We start from the raw sequence: 16,297 nt of genomic DNA, 5'->3' as shown, positions 1-16,297 counted from the left end.
GTTTCGCGGCGCCCGTCCGTGCCCGCCCGAAGGCGCCGGCGCATCGCGGCGCCCCCCGTCGCACTAGCGGCAACGGGCGATTTCGCGCTCTGGCGGCCCCGCCTAGAGTGCAGCTATGGCGGGTTCGGGTCCGCGTCCAGGCGGGCTGCACGTCCCCGCCTCACGGCCGGATCGATTGCGGAGGCATGCGATGGGACCATTCGACACCAACCTGATGGATGACGCGGATGCCGTCGGCGACGGCATGGACGAGACCGCAGGCTTCGACGAGGCGGACGCGGGCGCGGACTTCGGTTCCGATCTGTTTGCCGCCGAGTACGACGCCGCCGGCGAGGAATTGTCCGGCGACGCGGCCGCGGACCTCGGCGATTCCGCCGTCGATCTCGGCGAAGGCGGGGACGAGGGCGTCGACGACATGGCGCTGTGGGACGCGTTCGAGGAAGAGGTCGCCGATGCGCTCGACGCGGCCGACGACGAGTTCTTCGGCCGCCTGCTGGGCGGGCTGGGACGCGCCGCCGGCGTCATGAGCCGCGGCCTGGGCGGCGCGGCCCGCGTCGCCGGACGCGCCCGCGGTCTCGCGCGCCAGGCGGGGCGGGTTGCCGGACGCGTCGGCCAGGCAGCCGGCGCCGTGTCGCCCGCGGCCATGGCCGCGGCGCGGCTTGCCGGCATGCTCGGCGCCCCGGGCGCGGCGAACGCACTCGGGCAGATCGGTCACGCCGCGCAAGGCGTCGGACGCGCCGCGGGCCACGCCCGCGGGCTGGCCGGTTCCTTCGGTCAGGCGGCCGGCGGCGCGCAAGGCCTATTCGCTCAACTGAGCCAGTTGCTGAGTCAGAGCGAGGGCGCCGATGAGGCCTTCGACGCGATGGCCGACCTCTACCTCGAGGACGGCATCGACGAGGCCCTGCCCGCCGCCGTCGCCCTCGCGGCACGCGCGGCCGCGCGCGGGCTGGGGTTCCGCAACGTCGGCCAGCTGTCGCTCGCGGCACGCCGCGCGCTGGTGCGGGGCGTGGCCGCGGCAGCACGCGAGCTGGTGCGTTCGCGCGGACCGCAGGCCGTCCGCGCGCTGCCGCGCCTGGCGCGTTCGGCCGCGCGCGTGGCACAGCGCCAGGCGCCCACCCCGCAGCGCGCCGTGCAGATCGTGCGCCGCGGCCTGCCGCAGGCCGCCCGGCGCGTCGCGCAGAACCCGCGCCTGGTCCGCACGCTGACCCAGGCGCGCCCCCCGCGGCCGCTCGCACGCCCCACGGACATCGGCCACGGTATGCCGACAAGCGGCATCGACTCGCGCCGCACCCTCCACATCAACGGGCCGGCCATCCTCACGATCACCCCCGTTGATCCCAGCCGCTGAAAGGAGACCACCATGGACCGATTCGAAACCGATGTGATGGACGACCTCATGGACGAGGCAGCCGAAGGCCCCAGCCGCACGGCGATGGATGCCTACGACGAAATGGATGAGGACGCGTACGACGCCGAGGACTATGGCGACGAAGGCGACGACGAGTTCCTCGGCCGCCTGCTCGGCGGGGTCGGGCGCGTCGCCGCAGGCCTGTTCGGCGGCGGCGGCGGCGAGGGCTTCGACGAATACGACGAAGCGGACGAGTACGAGTCGGGCGACGCCGCCGACGAATGGGACGAATACGCGGCGGACGGCTGGGATGCGGCCGATGGCGCCGACGCGATGGACGAGGTCGTGGCCGATGCGATGGACGCCGCCGACGGCGACGAGTTCTTCCGCCGCCTCGGGCGCATCGCCCGCAGTGTCGGCCGCGGCGTCGGCAGCGTCGCGCGCGTCGTGGGGCCGATCGCGAGCATGTTGCCGATCCCGCAGGCGCAGCTGATCGGCCGCATCGCCAACGTCGCCGGCCGCCTGCTCGCCGATGGCGCCGACGAATTCGAGGTGTTCGACGAACTGGTCGACGGCCTCGACGAGGACGGCATCGACGCCGCGGCGCCGGTGCTCGCGGGCATGGTGGTGCGCCGCGCCCTGCCGGCGGTGGCGCGTACCACCCCGCAGGTGCGCCGCGCCGTGGTGCGCAGCGTCGCGCGTGCGGTCCGCACCGCGGCACGGCGCCAGGGCCCCCCGGCCGCGCGGGCCGTCGCACGCGCCGTGCGGGCGACGCGCCGCATCGTGCAGCGCCGGCGCATCGCACCGCGCGCGGCCGGTCGCGTGGTGCAGCGCGTCGCGCAGCAGGTGGTGCGCCAGCCGCAGGCGGTCAGCCGCCTCGCGCGCCCGCTGGTGGCCCCCGCGCAACGCGCCACGCCGCGCGGACAGGCGGCGCGCGTGATCGCCCGCACCATCGCCCCTGTGGCACGCCGTGTCGTCACCGCCACGGCCACGACCCCGGTGCGACGCGCGCCGGCGACGATCGTCGGCGGCTGCCCGCGCTGCGGCGTGCGCACGATGCGCCTGCACGGGCCGGTGACGATCACGATCCGCGGACGCTGAGCCGGGAAACCGGGCGCCATCGGGAGCGGACATCATGGACCTGCGGCAATTTCTCCGGGCCAAGATCAACGGGCTGTCGGCCCGCCTGTCGCGGCTCGCGCGGATCGACAATGCCTTCGTCGGCTTGCGGCCGCAGGACATGCCGTACGCGCCCTCGCCCCGCCACGTCCAGGTCGCCAACGAACACCTGGCGGCCGTCGAGCAGCGCATCCGCGCGCGTTTCGCGACCCTGCACGAGGGCTGGGAACGGCGCCCGCCGCAGCGCGTGCTGATCGACATCGCGCTGGTCGAGCGCGAACTGGACCGCGCGCGGCGCCTGTTCGGGATGTTCTACGAAGTGTTCGCGCAGCGCGGCACGAGCTTCGGCCCGGCGCTGGCCGCCCACGACGCGATCGCCGAGGACTGCTACCAGGCGATCCGTCAGGCCGCGCCGCGCATCTTCGACACGCCGCTGCTGAAACCCGTGTGCTACATGGAACACGGCTATTCGCCGGCGACGATGCGCCGCGGCGTGCAGCTGTCGCGCCTGCTGGGCGAGGCCAACCCCTTCCCGCTGATCCGCATCCCCTGGGATCGCGACCAGCCGTGGCAGTCGGTGTTCCTGCACGAGGTCGCGCACAACCTGCAGGCCGACCTCGGCATCTGGCAGGAGAACCGCCAGGCGGTGCTGCGCCGGATCATGGGCCGTGCGCGCGACCCCTTCCTCGCGACCGTGTATGGCCGCTGGCACAAGGAGATCTTCGCCGATCTGGCGGCGATCCTGCTCGGCGGACCGGCGGCCGCATGGGGCATGGCGGACTTCCTCGCCCACCCGCAGCCGCGCACGATGACCTATCGCCCCGGCGGCGCCCATCCCACGGCCTACCTGCGGGTGTACCTGCTCGCGGAGATGATGCGGCGGATGGGCTTCACCGGCGACGCGACGAAGCTGCTCCGCACGTGGCAGGGCCTCTACCGGCCGCAGCGCGGCCACCGCATCCCCGCGCCGCTGATGAGCAGCGCACCGCGGCTCATTCCCGACGTCGTCGACGAGATCGCCTTCCAGACGCGGCGCAATCTCGCCCAGCGCGCGCTGGTCGACATCATCCCCTTCGCCCGCGAGGACGAGGTGGCGATCCGCGCAGGCGCCCGCGAGATCGAGGCGGGCGGGCGGCCGCAACTCGCGCCGCGCCACCTGGTCAGCGCCGCGCATTACGCGCTGGGACGCGGGCGCATCACCGCCGCCGCGCTCGCGCGGCGCGTCATCGAACAGCTCAACGGCACGGGCTTGCAGCGCACGCCGCTGCGGCGCGTCGCATAACGCAGGCCCGCCCCTGCTCACCACGAGGATCCGAACATGCCCAGCTACGCCTCTTCCTCATCGAATCCGGCCGCCCTCACGGCCAATCAGGATCGCCTGGTGCTGGACAACCTGATCCGGCGCGAACTCAAGGTGGGCGATCCGAGCGACCCGCAGCAGGTGGCGCAGGCGCTGCTCGAGCGCTACCGCGGCGACCCGCGCGCCCAGGCGATCACGCAGGAATCGCGCGGCCTGCCCTTCCTGCAGGCCGTGGCGCCGGTGGCGACCGTCCCGGCGCAGTCCGCCGCCTGCGGCGCGGAATGGCAGCAGGCGCTCGACGACATCGAGAGCGACCTGCGCAGCCTGACGGCCGACGCCATCCTCAAGGACGTGAAGCCCGAGCTGCACGGCTGGGCGCAGGCGATCCGCACGGCGCTGGCCGAAGGCTACAACGCCGCGCGCTTCGCGCTCGACCCGCGCAACCGCGACAAGGGCCTGGCGATGCGCCGCCAGCTCAACGACTACGCCCGCCTCGCCCGCCTGGTCGGCGCGCACACGCCGGCGCTGGTGGCGAACTTCCGCAAGTTCGCGCAGAGCCTCGACGAGGCGGCCAACCTGCTCCTCGTGATCATGGGCGAGGCGCTCGCCAACGTCGGCTTCGGCGGCGGGCGCTACCTGCCGCAGGTGGCCTACAGCGAGCTGCAGACGCGGCGCGACGCGGCGATCTACGCGCTGCGCAACCTGGTCGGCAGCACGCAGATGGCCTACGGCCCCGAAGACTGGCCGCGTGGCCTCGACGCCTACCGCCAGCTCACCGAGCTGCTGGAGGCCCAGGGCCAGAACGACCTGCGCTCGCTGCTGGTGGAGACGGAGCTTGCGCGCACGATGGACGAGCTCGTGCAGCGCAGCGGCGACAGCACCGCGGACGGGCTGCGCGCGGTCGGCTCGACGGCGCTGCTCGCGCTCGAGCGCTTCCGCCGCATGGTCAAGGTGGCGCGCCGCGGCATCAGCCCCGAGTCGCCGGCGCTGTATGCCTACCTCGAAGCGCTGCAGCTCTTCGCGTCGGCCTTCGACTCCGCCGGCGGCTTCCGCCTGATGAAGATCGCCCGCCCGCCGATCCTGTTCTACGGCCTGTACGGCAACACCGGCATGGACGACGCCGACCGCCGCCTCATCGACCTGATCACGCGCCGCGGCATCCTCGCCGAGACGCTGGACTGCCTCGCCGGCAGCTGCTGCCTCACGAACCGCAGCTGCCTGGTGCTGCTCGACAAGGTGCTGTACGACCTCGACCGCGCGATCGACCTGTACGCGCTCGGCTTCTCCGACTTCGGTGCGACCGAGCGGCGCGCCTCGGCCTACGGCTTCGTGATCGACGCCGTGATCGGCGCGGACCGCCCGTGCGGCACGCTCGACCAGCCGGTCGTGGAGGGCCTGCAGACACTCGCCGACACCGTGCTGCGCCCGCAAATCGACATCGCACGCGACGAGGGCATGCGCGTCGCGGTGCGGCGCATCCGCGGCCTTGCGCAAGACATCCTCGACGCGCTCGCCGCCGCCTCCCTGCCGGACGACGAAGGCGTCGGCGACCGCCTGGCCGCCCTGCCCGCCGGCACGACGGGCAAGGCCGGCATCGTCGCCCTGACGCGCCTGTACGCCGCGATCGTGCGCAGCGCAGCGGCCCTGCAGGACGCCGGCGTCGTCGTCGAGGGCGACGCCGAGGTCGGGGCCTACGTCGGCGTGGTCGAACAGGAGCTGTGCCTGCAGCGCGAGATGGAAACGCGCTGGAGCAACCTGGTGCATTCGATGGTCGCCAACTGCGGAACGATCGACGTCTCGCTCGGCCAGCTGCGCGAGGTGGTCGACGCCGCCACCGAAGCCGTCGCCGGCGAAGCGTGCCGCGAAGAGGCCCCGATCGACCTGCCGCCGGCGCTGGAGACCTCGCTCGACACGCTGGTCGACAGCGTCGAGCGCACCGGCCTCGGCCGCCCGAACCGCGTCGCAGCCCTGCAGAAGCGCCGCTAACCGCCCCGCGCCGGGTTTGCAAGGAGTCACGCCATGCTCGCCTACGTTCCAAAATTCCATGAGCGCGTCGATCGCGCCCTGTCGCGCGCGCTGAACGGCGTCACGGTGCTGTCCGACATCCGCGCCGCCGTCGTCACCACCCTGCCCGGCGCGATCACGCCGGTGGCGCAGGACATCGCCGCAATCCGCGAGGACGTCGAGGCGATGCCCGCCCACATCGACCGCTCGCAGGCCGACGTGCTCACCGAGCTCAAGGCCGGGCTGGCGGCCACCGCGGCGCAGATCGTCCGGGACCTGAAATCCGCACCGACCCTGCCACCGGCACCGGACCTCGATGCCCGCCTCGCGCCCGTGCTGCGGATCCTGATCCAGGCGCAGGCCCTCGCACTCGACGCCACGCCGGACGAAACCGTCGGCAAGCCGAAGCAGTTCAAGGATGACGTGGCGATCGAGGCGCTGCGCACGTCGGACACAGCCGACACCGCGCGGAAGATCCTGCCGCCGACGCTCGCGCAGCGCTTCGACCGCGCGCTGCGCAAATTCGACGACCCCACGCCCGCCCACCGCGGCCGGCGCTGGGGCGAAATGCAACAGCTGTGCGCGGAGATCGCCGCCCTGCATCTCCAGGACGACCACGGAAAAGCCTGACGCCCGTCTGCCCCCAGGAGCGAAACCATGAGCTTCCAGACCACCGAAACCATCCAGCGCCTTTGGGAAACCTTCCTGCGCGACCAGCTGGCCAACCTGCCGCCCGAGCAGCGCCAGCCCTTCGAACAGCAGTTCGAACAGCGCTTCGGCGAACTGCTCAAGGGCGCGGCCAACGGCAGCGGGCGCGACGGCTTCCTCGACCTGATCGGCTTCGGCGACGACGGCGCGCCGGAGTTCGACCAGATCGCCTATCCGTACATCCAGCCGGATTTCGACGACGCGGTCGTGCCCAGCCAGCTGCACGCGGCGGCCGAGCTGTACTACATCTACCAGCACGAGCGCATGAAGATCTTCCAGGTCATGGACGTGCTGCTGCGCCTCTTCCGCCTCGGCAAGATGCGCATCCAGCGCGGCCCCGGCGCGCGCGGCCTGTACCTGCTGCAGAAATGGACGCCGCTGCGCTACACGCTCAACGACCGCATGATCGCCTACCGCCGCGCCTTCAACTACGGCACCGCGCAGGCGCCGGCGGGCGCGGTGGTGAACCGCAACTTCCATCGCCAGATCGTCGGCTTCATGGTCGCCGTCGGCCAGTACTTCCGCGACCTGCTGATCGGCGAAGTCATCCGCGGCGGCCAGCTCATCGAGCAGCGCCCCTTCGGCAGCGTCGCCACCGTGCAGCGCATCGGGCTGGACCTGCGCTACGCGCTCGACCGCTCGACCTACGGCAACATCTTCGCGCTGGCGATGGAGACCGGCCACTACCTGAAGACCGTGCTGCAGCTCCTCGACGCGCCGGACATCAAGAAGGCCTTCGACGCCAACACCAAGTGGGACGTCGTCGAGATCGTCTCCAACCGCCACCTCGGCGGCGTCGCCGAGCCCTCGCAGCGCGCCAAGATGGCCGAGAGCGGGCGGCGCATCCTGCAGTTCGTCGCCGACAACGACTTCAAGACCGCGATCGACCCGATCCTGTTCCAGAGCGTGATCCGCCCGATGGGCGCCCACGCCGAGGCGTGGATCGCCGCCTACCGCATGACGCCGGAAGGCCGCGGTTTCCCCGGCGTGACGCCGGCCCTGAACAGCGTGCTGGGCGTGCCCCAGCCGGTCAGCGCCTGAGCGGCGCCGCGGAAGTGATGCGCGATGCTGGCCGACGACCTCCTCGTCTCGGTGCGCAGCCGCAAGCTCCCGTGCGTGCTCGACCCCGCGCTGGTGCTGGGCTCGGCGTACGGACTGGAGCTCGCGTTGCGGCTCACCGCGGTGACCGAGCCGTGGCTCACGCGCGCCTTCTGGCAGCTGATCGATGCGAGCGAGCTGCTGATGCCGCAGCTGGCGGACGCGGACACCCCCGGCCTGCTGCAGCCGCGCAACGACGTGCTGCGGGCCTGGATCGCCCTGCGCGACCAGACCGACGCCGGCTCGTGGCCGTTCCGCTGGGTGGGCGACCGCTTCGCCGAATCCCAGCTCAAGGATCACGCCGACGCCGGCCTGGTCGACCGCTATGAAAGCCTCGCCGAAAGCCTCGCCGGCCGCGCGCGCGACGGCGAGGCCGAGTTGCGGCACGGCTGGCCGCTGATGTGGGATCCGCTGCAGGCGAGCACCGACACGCTGGCGCTGTCCGCCGCCCTCGACGCAGCCGTGGTGCTGACCGCGCGCGTGCGCGACGAGGACCCCTGGCCGGTGCGCGCGCTGCGCCGCCTCGACCTGCACGCCACCCTGCTCGACCCCCTGCCGGCGGATTCGCTGTTCGCGGCCGAACGTACGCTGCTGCGCGACGCCCTCGCCGCGGCGGGGCTCGCGAGCCTGGCGCAACGCCTGCCGCCCCTCGCGGTCGTGCACGTGATGGCCGGGGACCCCCGCGGGGACGTCCCTCGGGCGATCGACGGCGAAGACCTCCCTGGCGGACGCGGACACGGCACGGCCGATCCCTGGCGCGACGCGCGCGCCTGGTGGTATCTCATCTAGCCCGAGGGGAGGAACCCATGCACACCCGAGCGCCAGCCGCCACGCCGCGCCTCAACACCGACGAGCTCGTCGCCGTCGCGGTGCAGGGCCGGATCGCCCACCCGGTCGGGCGCGCATCCGCCTACCGCATCGGCCACGACGGCGTGCCGCGCGTCCTCCCCGGCACCGGCGGCATCGTGCTGAACCAGCGCATCGGCGACCCCTGCGTGGGCCTCGCCGGGGACCACGTCGAGCCGGGCGTCGCCCTGCACAACAACGGCCGCGAGGTGGTCGGGCCGCGCGACGGGCCGAACAACGCCCTCATCACCTACGCGTGCGTCGGCAACCTCGCGCGCATCGTCAGCGGCCCCTGCACCGGCAAGGCGGGCCTCGTCACCGGCAAGCACGGCGGGATCAATCACGTGCTGGTGGACTTCCCCACCGACGTGCTGCTGCGCCTGCGCATCGGCGACCGCGTGCAGATCGTGTCGCACGGCCAGGGCCTGCGCCTCGCCGACCACCCGCGCATCGAAGCGCTCAACTGTGCCCCCCGCCTGCTGCGCCGCTGGGGCCTCGTCGAGCGCGACGGCCGCCTGCAGGTGCCGGTCACGCATCTCATACCGGCGCGCATCATGGGCTCGGGCCTCGGCAAGAACACCGCCTGGCGCGGCGATTACGACATCCAGCTGGCCGACCGCGCGACCCGCACGCGCTACCGCCTGGGCAGCCTGCGCTTCGGCGACCTGGTCGCGATCACCGATTCCGACACCCGCCGCGGCCCCGTGTACGGGGCCGGGCGCGTCACGATCGGCGTGATCGTGCACGGCGACAGCACCGTGAGCGGCCATGGCCCCGGCGTCACGCCGCTCCTCACCGGCCCCGCCGCGCTGCTGCGCCCGGTGCACGATGCGCGCGCGAACCTGGCCGAGATCTTCGGCGTGCGTCCGGCCGCGGCGCCGCGCGAACGCCCCATCCTCGCCGAAGCCGATCGCCGGCGGCGCCGCGTCGTATGCGCGGCCCCGCCCCGGCTGGCGTTCTGAGCGGAGCCCGCAAACCCGCCCGCTGCGCCCCCGCGGGCCCGACCGAAAACGTGTTCGGGGTAGAATCGGGGCTCCGACTCCCGCCCCGACCCGACGATGACCACCGCGCGCGCCGTGTCATCCCTGCCGCGCAATCTCGCCTTCGCCTACGGCCTGCTGATCGTCTACGCATGCCTGCACCCGCTGACCGGCTGGCGTTCGACGGGGCTCCCGCTGCTCGATTTCCTCACCGCCCCCTGGCCGAAGTACTTGCGCAGCACCGACGTCGTGCTCAACGTGCTCGGCTTCCTGCCTTTCGGCTTCGTCCTCGTGCCGGCGCTGCCGCAGCGCATCGGCCGCATCGCGGGCATCGCGCTCGCGACGCTGGTCGCGGCGCTGCTGTCCTTCAGCATGGAGCTGACGCAGAACTTCCTGCCCTCGCGCGTTTCGTCCAACATCGATCTCGCCTGCAACACCGCCGGCGCCTTCCTCGGCGCACTCGTCGGCGCACGCTGGGGCCATGCGATGTTCGACGAGCGCGGCTGGCTGCAGCGCTGGCGCACGGCACGCATCATCCCCGGGCACATCGGCGACTTCGGGCTGATCCTGCTCGGGCTGTGGCTGCTCGCGCAGTTCACGCCCGACCGCGTGCTGTTCGGCAGCGGCGATCTGCGCCAGCTGCTGGGCCTGCCCACCCCGCTGCGCTTCGAGCCGGAACGCTACATCCTGCTCGAGACGGTGCAGGTCGCGATCACCGTGGTCAGCGTCGGGCTGTTCGCGCGCAGCATGATGCGCGGCCCCTCGCCGTGGCCGGTCGTGCTGCTCCTGCTGCTGGGCGTCGGCGCCAAGTCGATCGCGACGGCCTCGTTCTACCTCCCCGGCGACGCCCTGCTGTGGCTCACGCCCGGCACGCAGCAGGGGCTGCTGCTGGGCGTGCTGGTGCTCGGCGTGGCGCTGCTGCTGGCGCGCGTGCTGCAACACGCCTTCGCCGGCGTCGCGCTGCTCGCGGCCACCAGCCTCACCAACCTGCTGCCGCAGAATCCCTATGTCGAGGTCGGCCAGCGCATGGTGGCCCAGGGCAACTTCCTGAACTTTCACGGCCTCACCGAACTGAGCGCCAACCTGTGGCCTTTCCTCGCACTCGCCTACCTGTCCGCGGTGGGCCTGTGGCGGGGCGAGCATCTGACCAGGCGTTGAGCGGCCCGGCGGCTATAATCGGACGCATTGCGGAGCGGCCCGACGCCGCGCCCGCCCCCTTCCGGAGTACCTGATGAGTTATTTCAAGCACCATGTGTTCTTCTGCTGCAACCAGCGCGAACCGGGCAACACCTGTTGCAACGACCACAAGGCAACGGCGATGCAGACCTACGCCAAGGACCGCATCGCCGCACTGGGCCTCAAGGGCCGCGGCAAGATCCGCATCAACAAGGCCGGCTGCCTCGACCGCTGCGACGAGGGCCCGGTGCTGGTCGTGTACCCGGACAACGTCTGGTACACCTACATCGACAAGGACGACATCGACGAGATCATCGACGAGCACCTCGTGCATGGCCGCATCGTCGAACGCCTGCGCCTTTCCGATAACCCATGACCCGCCCGCACGCTCCTGAAAGCGTCCTGCTGCGCGGACGCGACGGCGCCATCGAGGCGCTGATCGACACCCCCGACACCGTGCGCGGCATCGCGCTGGTGTGCCATCCGCACCCGCTCTTCGGCGGCACCAACACCAACAAGATCGTGCACACGCTCGCGCGCACGCTGCGCGAGCTCGGCTACGCGGTCGTGCGCCCGAACTTCCGCGGCGTCGGCAAGAGCGAAGGCGAGCACGACCACGGCAACGCCGAGACCGAGGACATGCTCTCGGTGATCGCGTGGATGCAGTCGCGCTGGGGCACGCTGCCGCTCGCGCTGGGCGGCTTCTCCTTCGGCGCCTACGTGCAGACGCGCGTCGCCGCACGGCTCGCCGACGGCATGACGCCTGCGCAGCGCATCGTGCTCGTCGGCACCGCGGCGGGCGAGGTGAGCGGCGCACGCAGTTACACGACCGGCCCGGTACCCAAGGACACGCTGATCATTCATGGCGAGGCGGACGAAACGGTGTCGCTCGCGAATGTGCTCGACTGGGCGCGGCCGCAGAACCTGCCGGTCGTCGTCGTGCCCGGCGCGGACCACTTCTTCCACGCCCGCCTCACCCTCATCCGCGACATCATCACGCGCAACTGGGCGCCGCTCTGAGCGGCCTCTTCACAAGGAGATCGCCATGAAGCTCTTCGCCTCGCTCACCAGCCCCTACGCCCGCAAGATCCGCATCATCCTCGCGGAGAAGGCGCTGCCGTACGAACTGGTCGTCGATTCGCCCTGGGAGGCCAACACGCGCGTGCCGAGCGTGAATCCGCTCGGCAAGGTGCCCGCGCTGGAAACCGACGCGGGCGAGATCTTCTTCGATTCGCCGGTGATCGCCGGCTATCTCGAGACGCTCGACGCCGACCCGAAGCTGCTGCCGGCCGACGAGCTCGAGCGCGTGCGCGTGCGCCAGATCGAGGCGCTCGCGGACGGCGTGACCGACGCCGCCGTGCTCGCGCTGCTCGAATCGCGCCGCCCCGCCAGCCTGCGCAGCGAGCCCGAGATCGACCGCCAGATCGACAAGGTCGACCGCGCCCTCGACGCGCTGGAGGCGCGCGCCAACGGGCGCGACTGGATGTACGGCAACGCGCTGAGCCTGGGCGACATCGCGGTCGCTGTCGCACTGGGCTACCTCGACCTGCGCTTCCCGCAGCACGAATGGCGGCGCGAGCATCCCTCGCTGGCGGGGCTGGCGCGGCGCATGTTCGCGCGCCCGAGCTTCGTCACGACCAAGCCGCCGGTTGGCTGAGGCCGTGACGGGCGAACGCCTCACGCCGCACGCCCTCGCGAGCCCGCTGGAGATCCGCGGCCTGCGCAAGCGCTACGGCGATAACGAGGTCGTCGCCGGCATCGACCTCCGCCTGCACGCGGGCGAATGCTTCACGCTGCTGGGTCCCAACGGCGCCGGCAAGACCACGACGCTGCGTTGCGCGCTGGGCCTCACGCGCCCCTCCGGCGGCGAGATCCTCCTCGCCGGCCTGCCGGTGCCCGAGCGCGCACGCGAGGCGCGCATGCGCGTGGGCGTCGTGCCGCAGCAGGACAACCTCGACCCCGACTTCACCTGCGCCGAGAACCTGCTCGTGTACGGCCGCTACTTCGGCCTCGACGACGCCGCGATCACGGCGCGCATCCCCGAACTGCTCGCCTTCGCCGGCCTCGAAAGCAAGCGCGACGCACGCATCCAGTCGCTCTCGGGCGGCATGAAGCGGCGCCTGACGCTCGCGCGCGCGCTGGTGAACCGCCCCGACCTGCTGATCCTCGACGAGCCGACGACCGGCCTCGACCCACAGGCGCGCCACCTGATCTGGGAACGCCTCAAGCAGCTGATCCGCAACGGCACGACGGTGCTGCTGACGACGCACTTCATGGACGAGGCCGAGCGCCTCGCCGACCGGCTGGCGATCCTCGACGCCGGGCGCATCCTCACCGAGGGCAGCCCACGCGACGTGATCGCGGCGCAGATCGAGGCGCAGGTGGTCGAGGTGTATGGCGACTGGAACGGCGCCGGACGCGAGAGCCACGGCGCGGTCAGCGGCGCACAGGCGTGGGCCGAGGCGCACGCGGGCGCCTTCGCGCGGCGCTACGAGGTCAGCGGCGAGACCGCCTTCTGCTACCTCGACGACGCGGCGCCGCTGATGGCGCACCTCGCCGAACAGCCGGGGCTGCGCTACCTGCGCCGGCCGGCGAACCTCGAGGACGTGTTCCTCAAGCTCACCGGGCGCGACCTGCGCGACTGAGGAGTCCCGACCGATGAACGCGACACCGCTTGCCCTGATCTTCCGCATCCCCCGCCTGTCGCGCCGCTTCGTGCCGGTGTGGCAGCGCAACTTCCTCGTGTGGCGCAAGCTCGCGCTGCCCTCGGTGCTGGGCAACCTCGCCGACCCGATGATCTACCTCTTCGGCCTCGGCTTCGGCATCGGCATGCTGGTGCCCGAAATCGGCGGCGTGTCCTACATCAGCTTCCTCGCCGCGGGCATGGTGTGCTCATCGACGATGAACAGCGCATCCTTCGAAGTGCTGTATTCGTCCTTCTCGCGCATGCACGTGCAGCGGACCTGGGACGCGATCCTGAACGCGCCCGTGGAGCTCGATGACATCGTGTTCGCGGAGCTGGTGTGGGGGGCGTCGAAGGCGCTGCTGTCGGGGGTGGCGATCCTCGTCGTGATCGCCGTGTTCGGCCTCGTCGACAGCCGCTACATCCTGTGGCTGCTGCCGCTGATCTTCCTGATCGGCCTGAGCTTCGGCGCGCTCGGCCTGGTGGTGACCGCGATCGCGCCGAGCTACGACTTCTTCATGTACTACTTCACCCTCTTCATCACGCCGATGACCCTGCTGTCGGGCGTGTTCTTCCCCGCCGAACAGCTCCCCGCCGCGGTGCAGGTCGCCGCCTCGCTGCTGCCGCTCGCGCACGCGGTCGAGCTCGCGCGCCCGCTGCTGCTGGGCAAGCTGCCCGACGACATCGTGCTGCACCTCGCGGTGCTCGCGGCCTACGGCACGGGCGCCTTCTGGATCGCGCTGGGGCTCACGCGGCGGCGCCTGCTGGGGTAAGAAAAGCGCCCTGGAAAGCGCCGATCAGGTCTTCGATGCGTCGAAACCATTGGCGTACGGGGGCGTGCCCGCAGCGCCTTGCCGGGCGAACGGCGGCACCCGGCGAACCGCCGCCACTCAGTTCTGCCGTTCGCGCCACGTATTCAGGAACTGCCGAAGGCGCGGGCTCTGCGGCGCGGCGAAGATCTGCTCGGGCGGTCCCTGCTCCTCGATCAGCCCGTCGGCGAGGAACACCACCTTGTCCGACACCTTGGCGGCGAATCCCATCTCGTGGGTGACGATGACCATCGTCATGCCCTCGTCGGACAGGGTGCGGATCACGTTGAGCACTTCGCCGACCAGTTCGGGATCCAGCGCCGAGGTCGGCTCGTCGAACAGCATGATCCTGGGCTGCATCGCCAGGGCGCGTGCAATCGCCACGCGCTGCTGCTGACCGCCCGACAGCTGGCCGGGCCAGGCATCGGCCTTGTGCGCGAGGCCGACATGTTCGAGCTGCGCCCGCGCGCGTTCGCGCGCTTCGGCCACGGGGATGTCCTTGACCAGCCGCAGCGGCAGCGCGACGTTGTCGATCACCGGCAGGTGCGGCCACAGGTTGAACTGCTGGAACACCATGCACACGTCGCGCAGGCTGTCGCGGACGATGCGGCCCGGCAGCCGGTGGTAGTCGCCCGTGACGCGGATGCCATAGCCGATGAGCTGGTTGTCGATCAGGATTTCCCCGCTGTCGTATTCCTCGAGGAAGTTCATGCAGCGCAGCAGGGTCGACTTGCCCGACCCGGAGCCGCCGATGATCGTGACGACCTCGCGCGGCGCGACGTCGAGGCTGATGCCCTTGATGACCTCATGGCTGCCGTAGGACTTGCGGACGTTCCTGAGCTGGATGGCGAGCGGACTGCTCATGGCGGATTCCTCATGCTGCGCGGACGAGATGGCGGGTGAAGCGGTGCTCGAGGCGCGCGCCGACGAGGCTGACGCCCAGGGTCAGCGCCCAGTAGGCGAGCGCCAGCACCAGATAGGGTTCGAGCACGGAGAAGCTCTCGGTGGCGATGCGCATCGCCACCGTGGTCAGCTCCGGGATGGTGATGATCGAGAGCACCGACGATTCCTTGACCAGGATCACGGTCTGACCGACCAGGGGCGGCAGGCAGCGCGACAGGGCCTGCGGCCACACCACCCAGCGCAGGGTCTGCAGCCGGTCCAGGCCGAGGTCGCGCGCCGCCTCGAGCTGGCCGCGGGGCACCGCTTCGAAACCGGTGCGGAAGATCTCGGCGAAATAGGCCGCGCCGTAGCAGGCCAGGCCGAACAGGCCGACCTGCTCGGCACTCAGGTCGATCCCCAGATGCGGACCGCCGTAATACACCAGATACAGCTGCACCAGGAAGGGTGTGCCGCGGAACAGGCCGACATAGCCCTGGTAGAGCGGGCGCAGCCGCGGTCCGAGCAGCTGGCGCAACGCCAGCAGCACGAGTCCGCCGGCCAGCCCGAGGGCGATGCCGCCGGCACACAGCCGCACGGTCAGCCATAGCCCGGCGAGCAGGGCATCCGTATTGGACGTGAGCAGGGAAAAATCGAACATCGGCAATCCTCCTCAGGCGGCGCGCAGGCGGCTTTCCAGCCACCTGCCGCAGCGCGCCACGAACAGGGTCAGCAGCAGATAGAGCAGTCCGGCGCTGACGAAGAACTCGATCGGACGGTAGGTCGTCGACGCCAGGACCTGCGCGGTGCGCATCAGCTCGGTGACCGCGACGGCCGACACCAGCGCCGAGTTCTTGATGATGTCGATGGTCTCGTTGGTCAGCGCCGGCAGCATGCTGCGGAACACCTGCGGCATCTGGATATGGCGCAGCACCTGCCAGCGGCTCAGGCCCAGGTCGCGCGCCGCCTCCATCTGCCCGCGCGGCAGCAGCCGGAAGCCGGCGCGCAGGATCTCGCCCTGGAAGGCCGAGGTGTTCAGGGTCAGCGCGACCACCGCGGCCAGCAGCGGCGGCAGGCTGATGCCCAGCGCGGGCAGCGCGTAGAACACCAGGGTCAGCTGCACCAGCAGCGGCGTGCCGCGAAAGAAGCTGACATACAGCCGGCAGGCGAGCGACAGGGCGCGCAGCGGACCGACGCTGCCGAGACAGATCGCCCAGCCGAACACGAAGCCGAGCACGATCGCGGCCATCGATACGCCGAAACACACCCCGAGGCCGGCCAGCAGTTGCGGCCAGTGCGGCAGGATCACGGAAAAGTCGAACATGACGGGCTCCGCGCGAACCGGCG

17 protein-coding genes are annotated in these 16,297 nt (G+C 71.5%); 14 read left to right on the top strand and 3 right to left on the bottom strand.

Annotated elements, in window-relative coordinates; translation table 11 throughout:
* The first annotated feature begins 190 nt into the window (after nt 1-190).
* From GPA22_RS05750 to GPA22_RS05685, 14 genes are all read left to right on the top strand, one after another.
* Complete coding sequence (locus tag GPA22_RS05750; protein WP_169255145.1) at nt 191-1,348, top strand: hypothetical protein; 1,158 nt, start codon at nt 191-193, stop codon at nt 1,346-1,348.
* Between the two features lie 12 nt (nt 1,349-1,360).
* Nucleotides 1,361-2,449: a transposase family protein gene (locus GPA22_RS05745; RefSeq protein WP_169255144.1), complete on the top strand. Its 1,089-nt coding sequence runs from the start codon at nt 1,361-1,363 to the stop codon at nt 2,447-2,449.
* A 34-nt stretch (nt 2,450-2,483) separates the two neighbouring features.
* Complete coding sequence (locus tag GPA22_RS05740; protein WP_169255143.1) at nt 2,484-3,749, top strand: hypothetical protein; 1,266 nt, start codon at nt 2,484-2,486, stop codon at nt 3,747-3,749.
* A 36-nt stretch (nt 3,750-3,785) separates the two neighbouring features.
* Complete coding sequence (locus tag GPA22_RS05735) at nt 3,786-5,753, top strand: hypothetical protein (protein ID WP_169255142.1); 1,968 nt, start codon at nt 3,786-3,788, stop codon at nt 5,751-5,753.
* Nucleotides 5,754-5,786: 33 nt separating this feature from the next.
* Nucleotides 5,787-6,401, top strand: coding sequence for a hypothetical protein (locus GPA22_RS05730; protein WP_169255141.1), 615 nt, complete (start codon nt 5,787-5,789; stop codon nt 6,399-6,401).
* A gap of 27 nt (nt 6,402-6,428) precedes the next feature.
* On the top strand, nt 6,429-7,520 hold the full coding sequence (locus tag GPA22_RS05725) for a hypothetical protein (RefSeq protein ID WP_169130312.1): 1,092 nt from the start codon (nt 6,429-6,431) through the stop codon (nt 7,518-7,520).
* 24 nt (nt 7,521-7,544) lie between these two features.
* Nucleotides 7,545-8,366 (top strand): hypothetical protein, encoded by an 822-nt coding sequence (locus GPA22_RS05720; protein ID WP_169255140.1) that lies wholly within the window; start codon nt 7,545-7,547, stop codon nt 8,364-8,366.
* Nucleotides 8,367-8,383: 17 nt separating this feature from the next.
* Complete coding sequence (locus GPA22_RS05715) at nt 8,384-9,385, top strand: DUF4438 domain-containing protein (protein WP_169255139.1); 1,002 nt, start codon at nt 8,384-8,386, stop codon at nt 9,383-9,385.
* A gap of 96 nt (nt 9,386-9,481) precedes the next feature.
* Entirely contained in the window at nt 9,482-10,561 is a 1,080-nt protein-coding gene (locus GPA22_RS05710; RefSeq protein ID WP_169255138.1) for a VanZ family protein, read from the top strand.
* Nucleotides 10,562-10,634: 73 nt separating this feature from the next.
* A complete protein-coding gene (locus GPA22_RS05705; RefSeq protein WP_169255137.1) occupies nt 10,635-10,955 on the top strand; it encodes a (2Fe-2S) ferredoxin domain-containing protein in 321 nt (106 codons plus the stop codon).
* Nucleotides 10,952-11,599 carry an alpha/beta hydrolase gene (locus GPA22_RS05700; RefSeq protein WP_169255136.1) on the top strand — a complete coding sequence of 216 codons (648 nt, stop codon included), beginning with the start codon at nt 10,952-10,954 and terminating at the stop codon, nt 11,597-11,599. The genes GPA22_RS05705 and GPA22_RS05700 overlap by 4 nt, the downstream gene beginning before the upstream one ends.
* 25 nt (nt 11,600-11,624) lie before the next feature.
* Nucleotides 11,625-12,236, top strand: a complete 612-nt coding sequence (locus GPA22_RS05695) for a glutathione S-transferase (protein WP_169255135.1) — start codon at nt 11,625-11,627, stop codon at nt 12,234-12,236.
* 4 nt (nt 12,237-12,240) lie between these two features.
* On the top strand, nt 12,241-13,224 hold the full coding sequence (locus GPA22_RS05690) for an ATP-binding cassette domain-containing protein (RefSeq protein WP_343035959.1): 984 nt from the start codon (nt 12,241-12,243) through the stop codon (nt 13,222-13,224).
* A gap of 13 nt (nt 13,225-13,237) precedes the next feature.
* The gene (locus GPA22_RS05685; protein WP_169255134.1) at nt 13,238-14,035 is read left to right on the top strand and encodes an ABC transporter permease; all 798 of its coding nucleotides are present in this window, start codon (nt 13,238-13,240) and stop codon (nt 14,033-14,035) included.
* Between the two features lie 117 nt (nt 14,036-14,152).
* Here the strand turns inward: GPA22_RS05685 and GPA22_RS05680 are convergent, their stop codons facing one another.
* From GPA22_RS05680 to GPA22_RS05670, 3 genes are read right to left on the bottom strand one after another with little or no spacing between them, the layout of a single operon-like run.
* The gene (locus GPA22_RS05680) at nt 14,153-14,935 is read right to left on the bottom strand and encodes an amino acid ABC transporter ATP-binding protein (RefSeq protein WP_169255133.1); all 783 of its coding nucleotides are present in this window, start codon (nt 14,933-14,935) and stop codon (nt 14,153-14,155) included.
* Between the two features lie 10 nt (nt 14,936-14,945).
* Nucleotides 14,946-15,611, bottom strand: a complete 666-nt coding sequence (locus GPA22_RS05675; RefSeq protein ID WP_169255132.1) for an amino acid ABC transporter permease — start codon at nt 15,609-15,611, stop codon at nt 14,946-14,948.
* A gap of 12 nt (nt 15,612-15,623) precedes the next feature.
* Nucleotides 15,624-16,274 carry an amino acid ABC transporter permease gene (locus GPA22_RS05670; RefSeq protein WP_169255131.1) on the bottom strand — a complete coding sequence of 217 codons (651 nt, stop codon included), beginning with the start codon at nt 16,272-16,274 and terminating at the stop codon, nt 15,624-15,626.
* Nucleotides 16,275-16,297 lie beyond the last annotated feature (23 nt).

Source organism: Aromatoleum toluvorans (assembly GCF_012910905.1).
Lineage (GTDB): Bacteria > Pseudomonadota > Gammaproteobacteria > Burkholderiales > Rhodocyclaceae > Aromatoleum > Aromatoleum toluvorans.
This window is presented reverse-complemented; position numbering and strand designations above follow the sequence as displayed.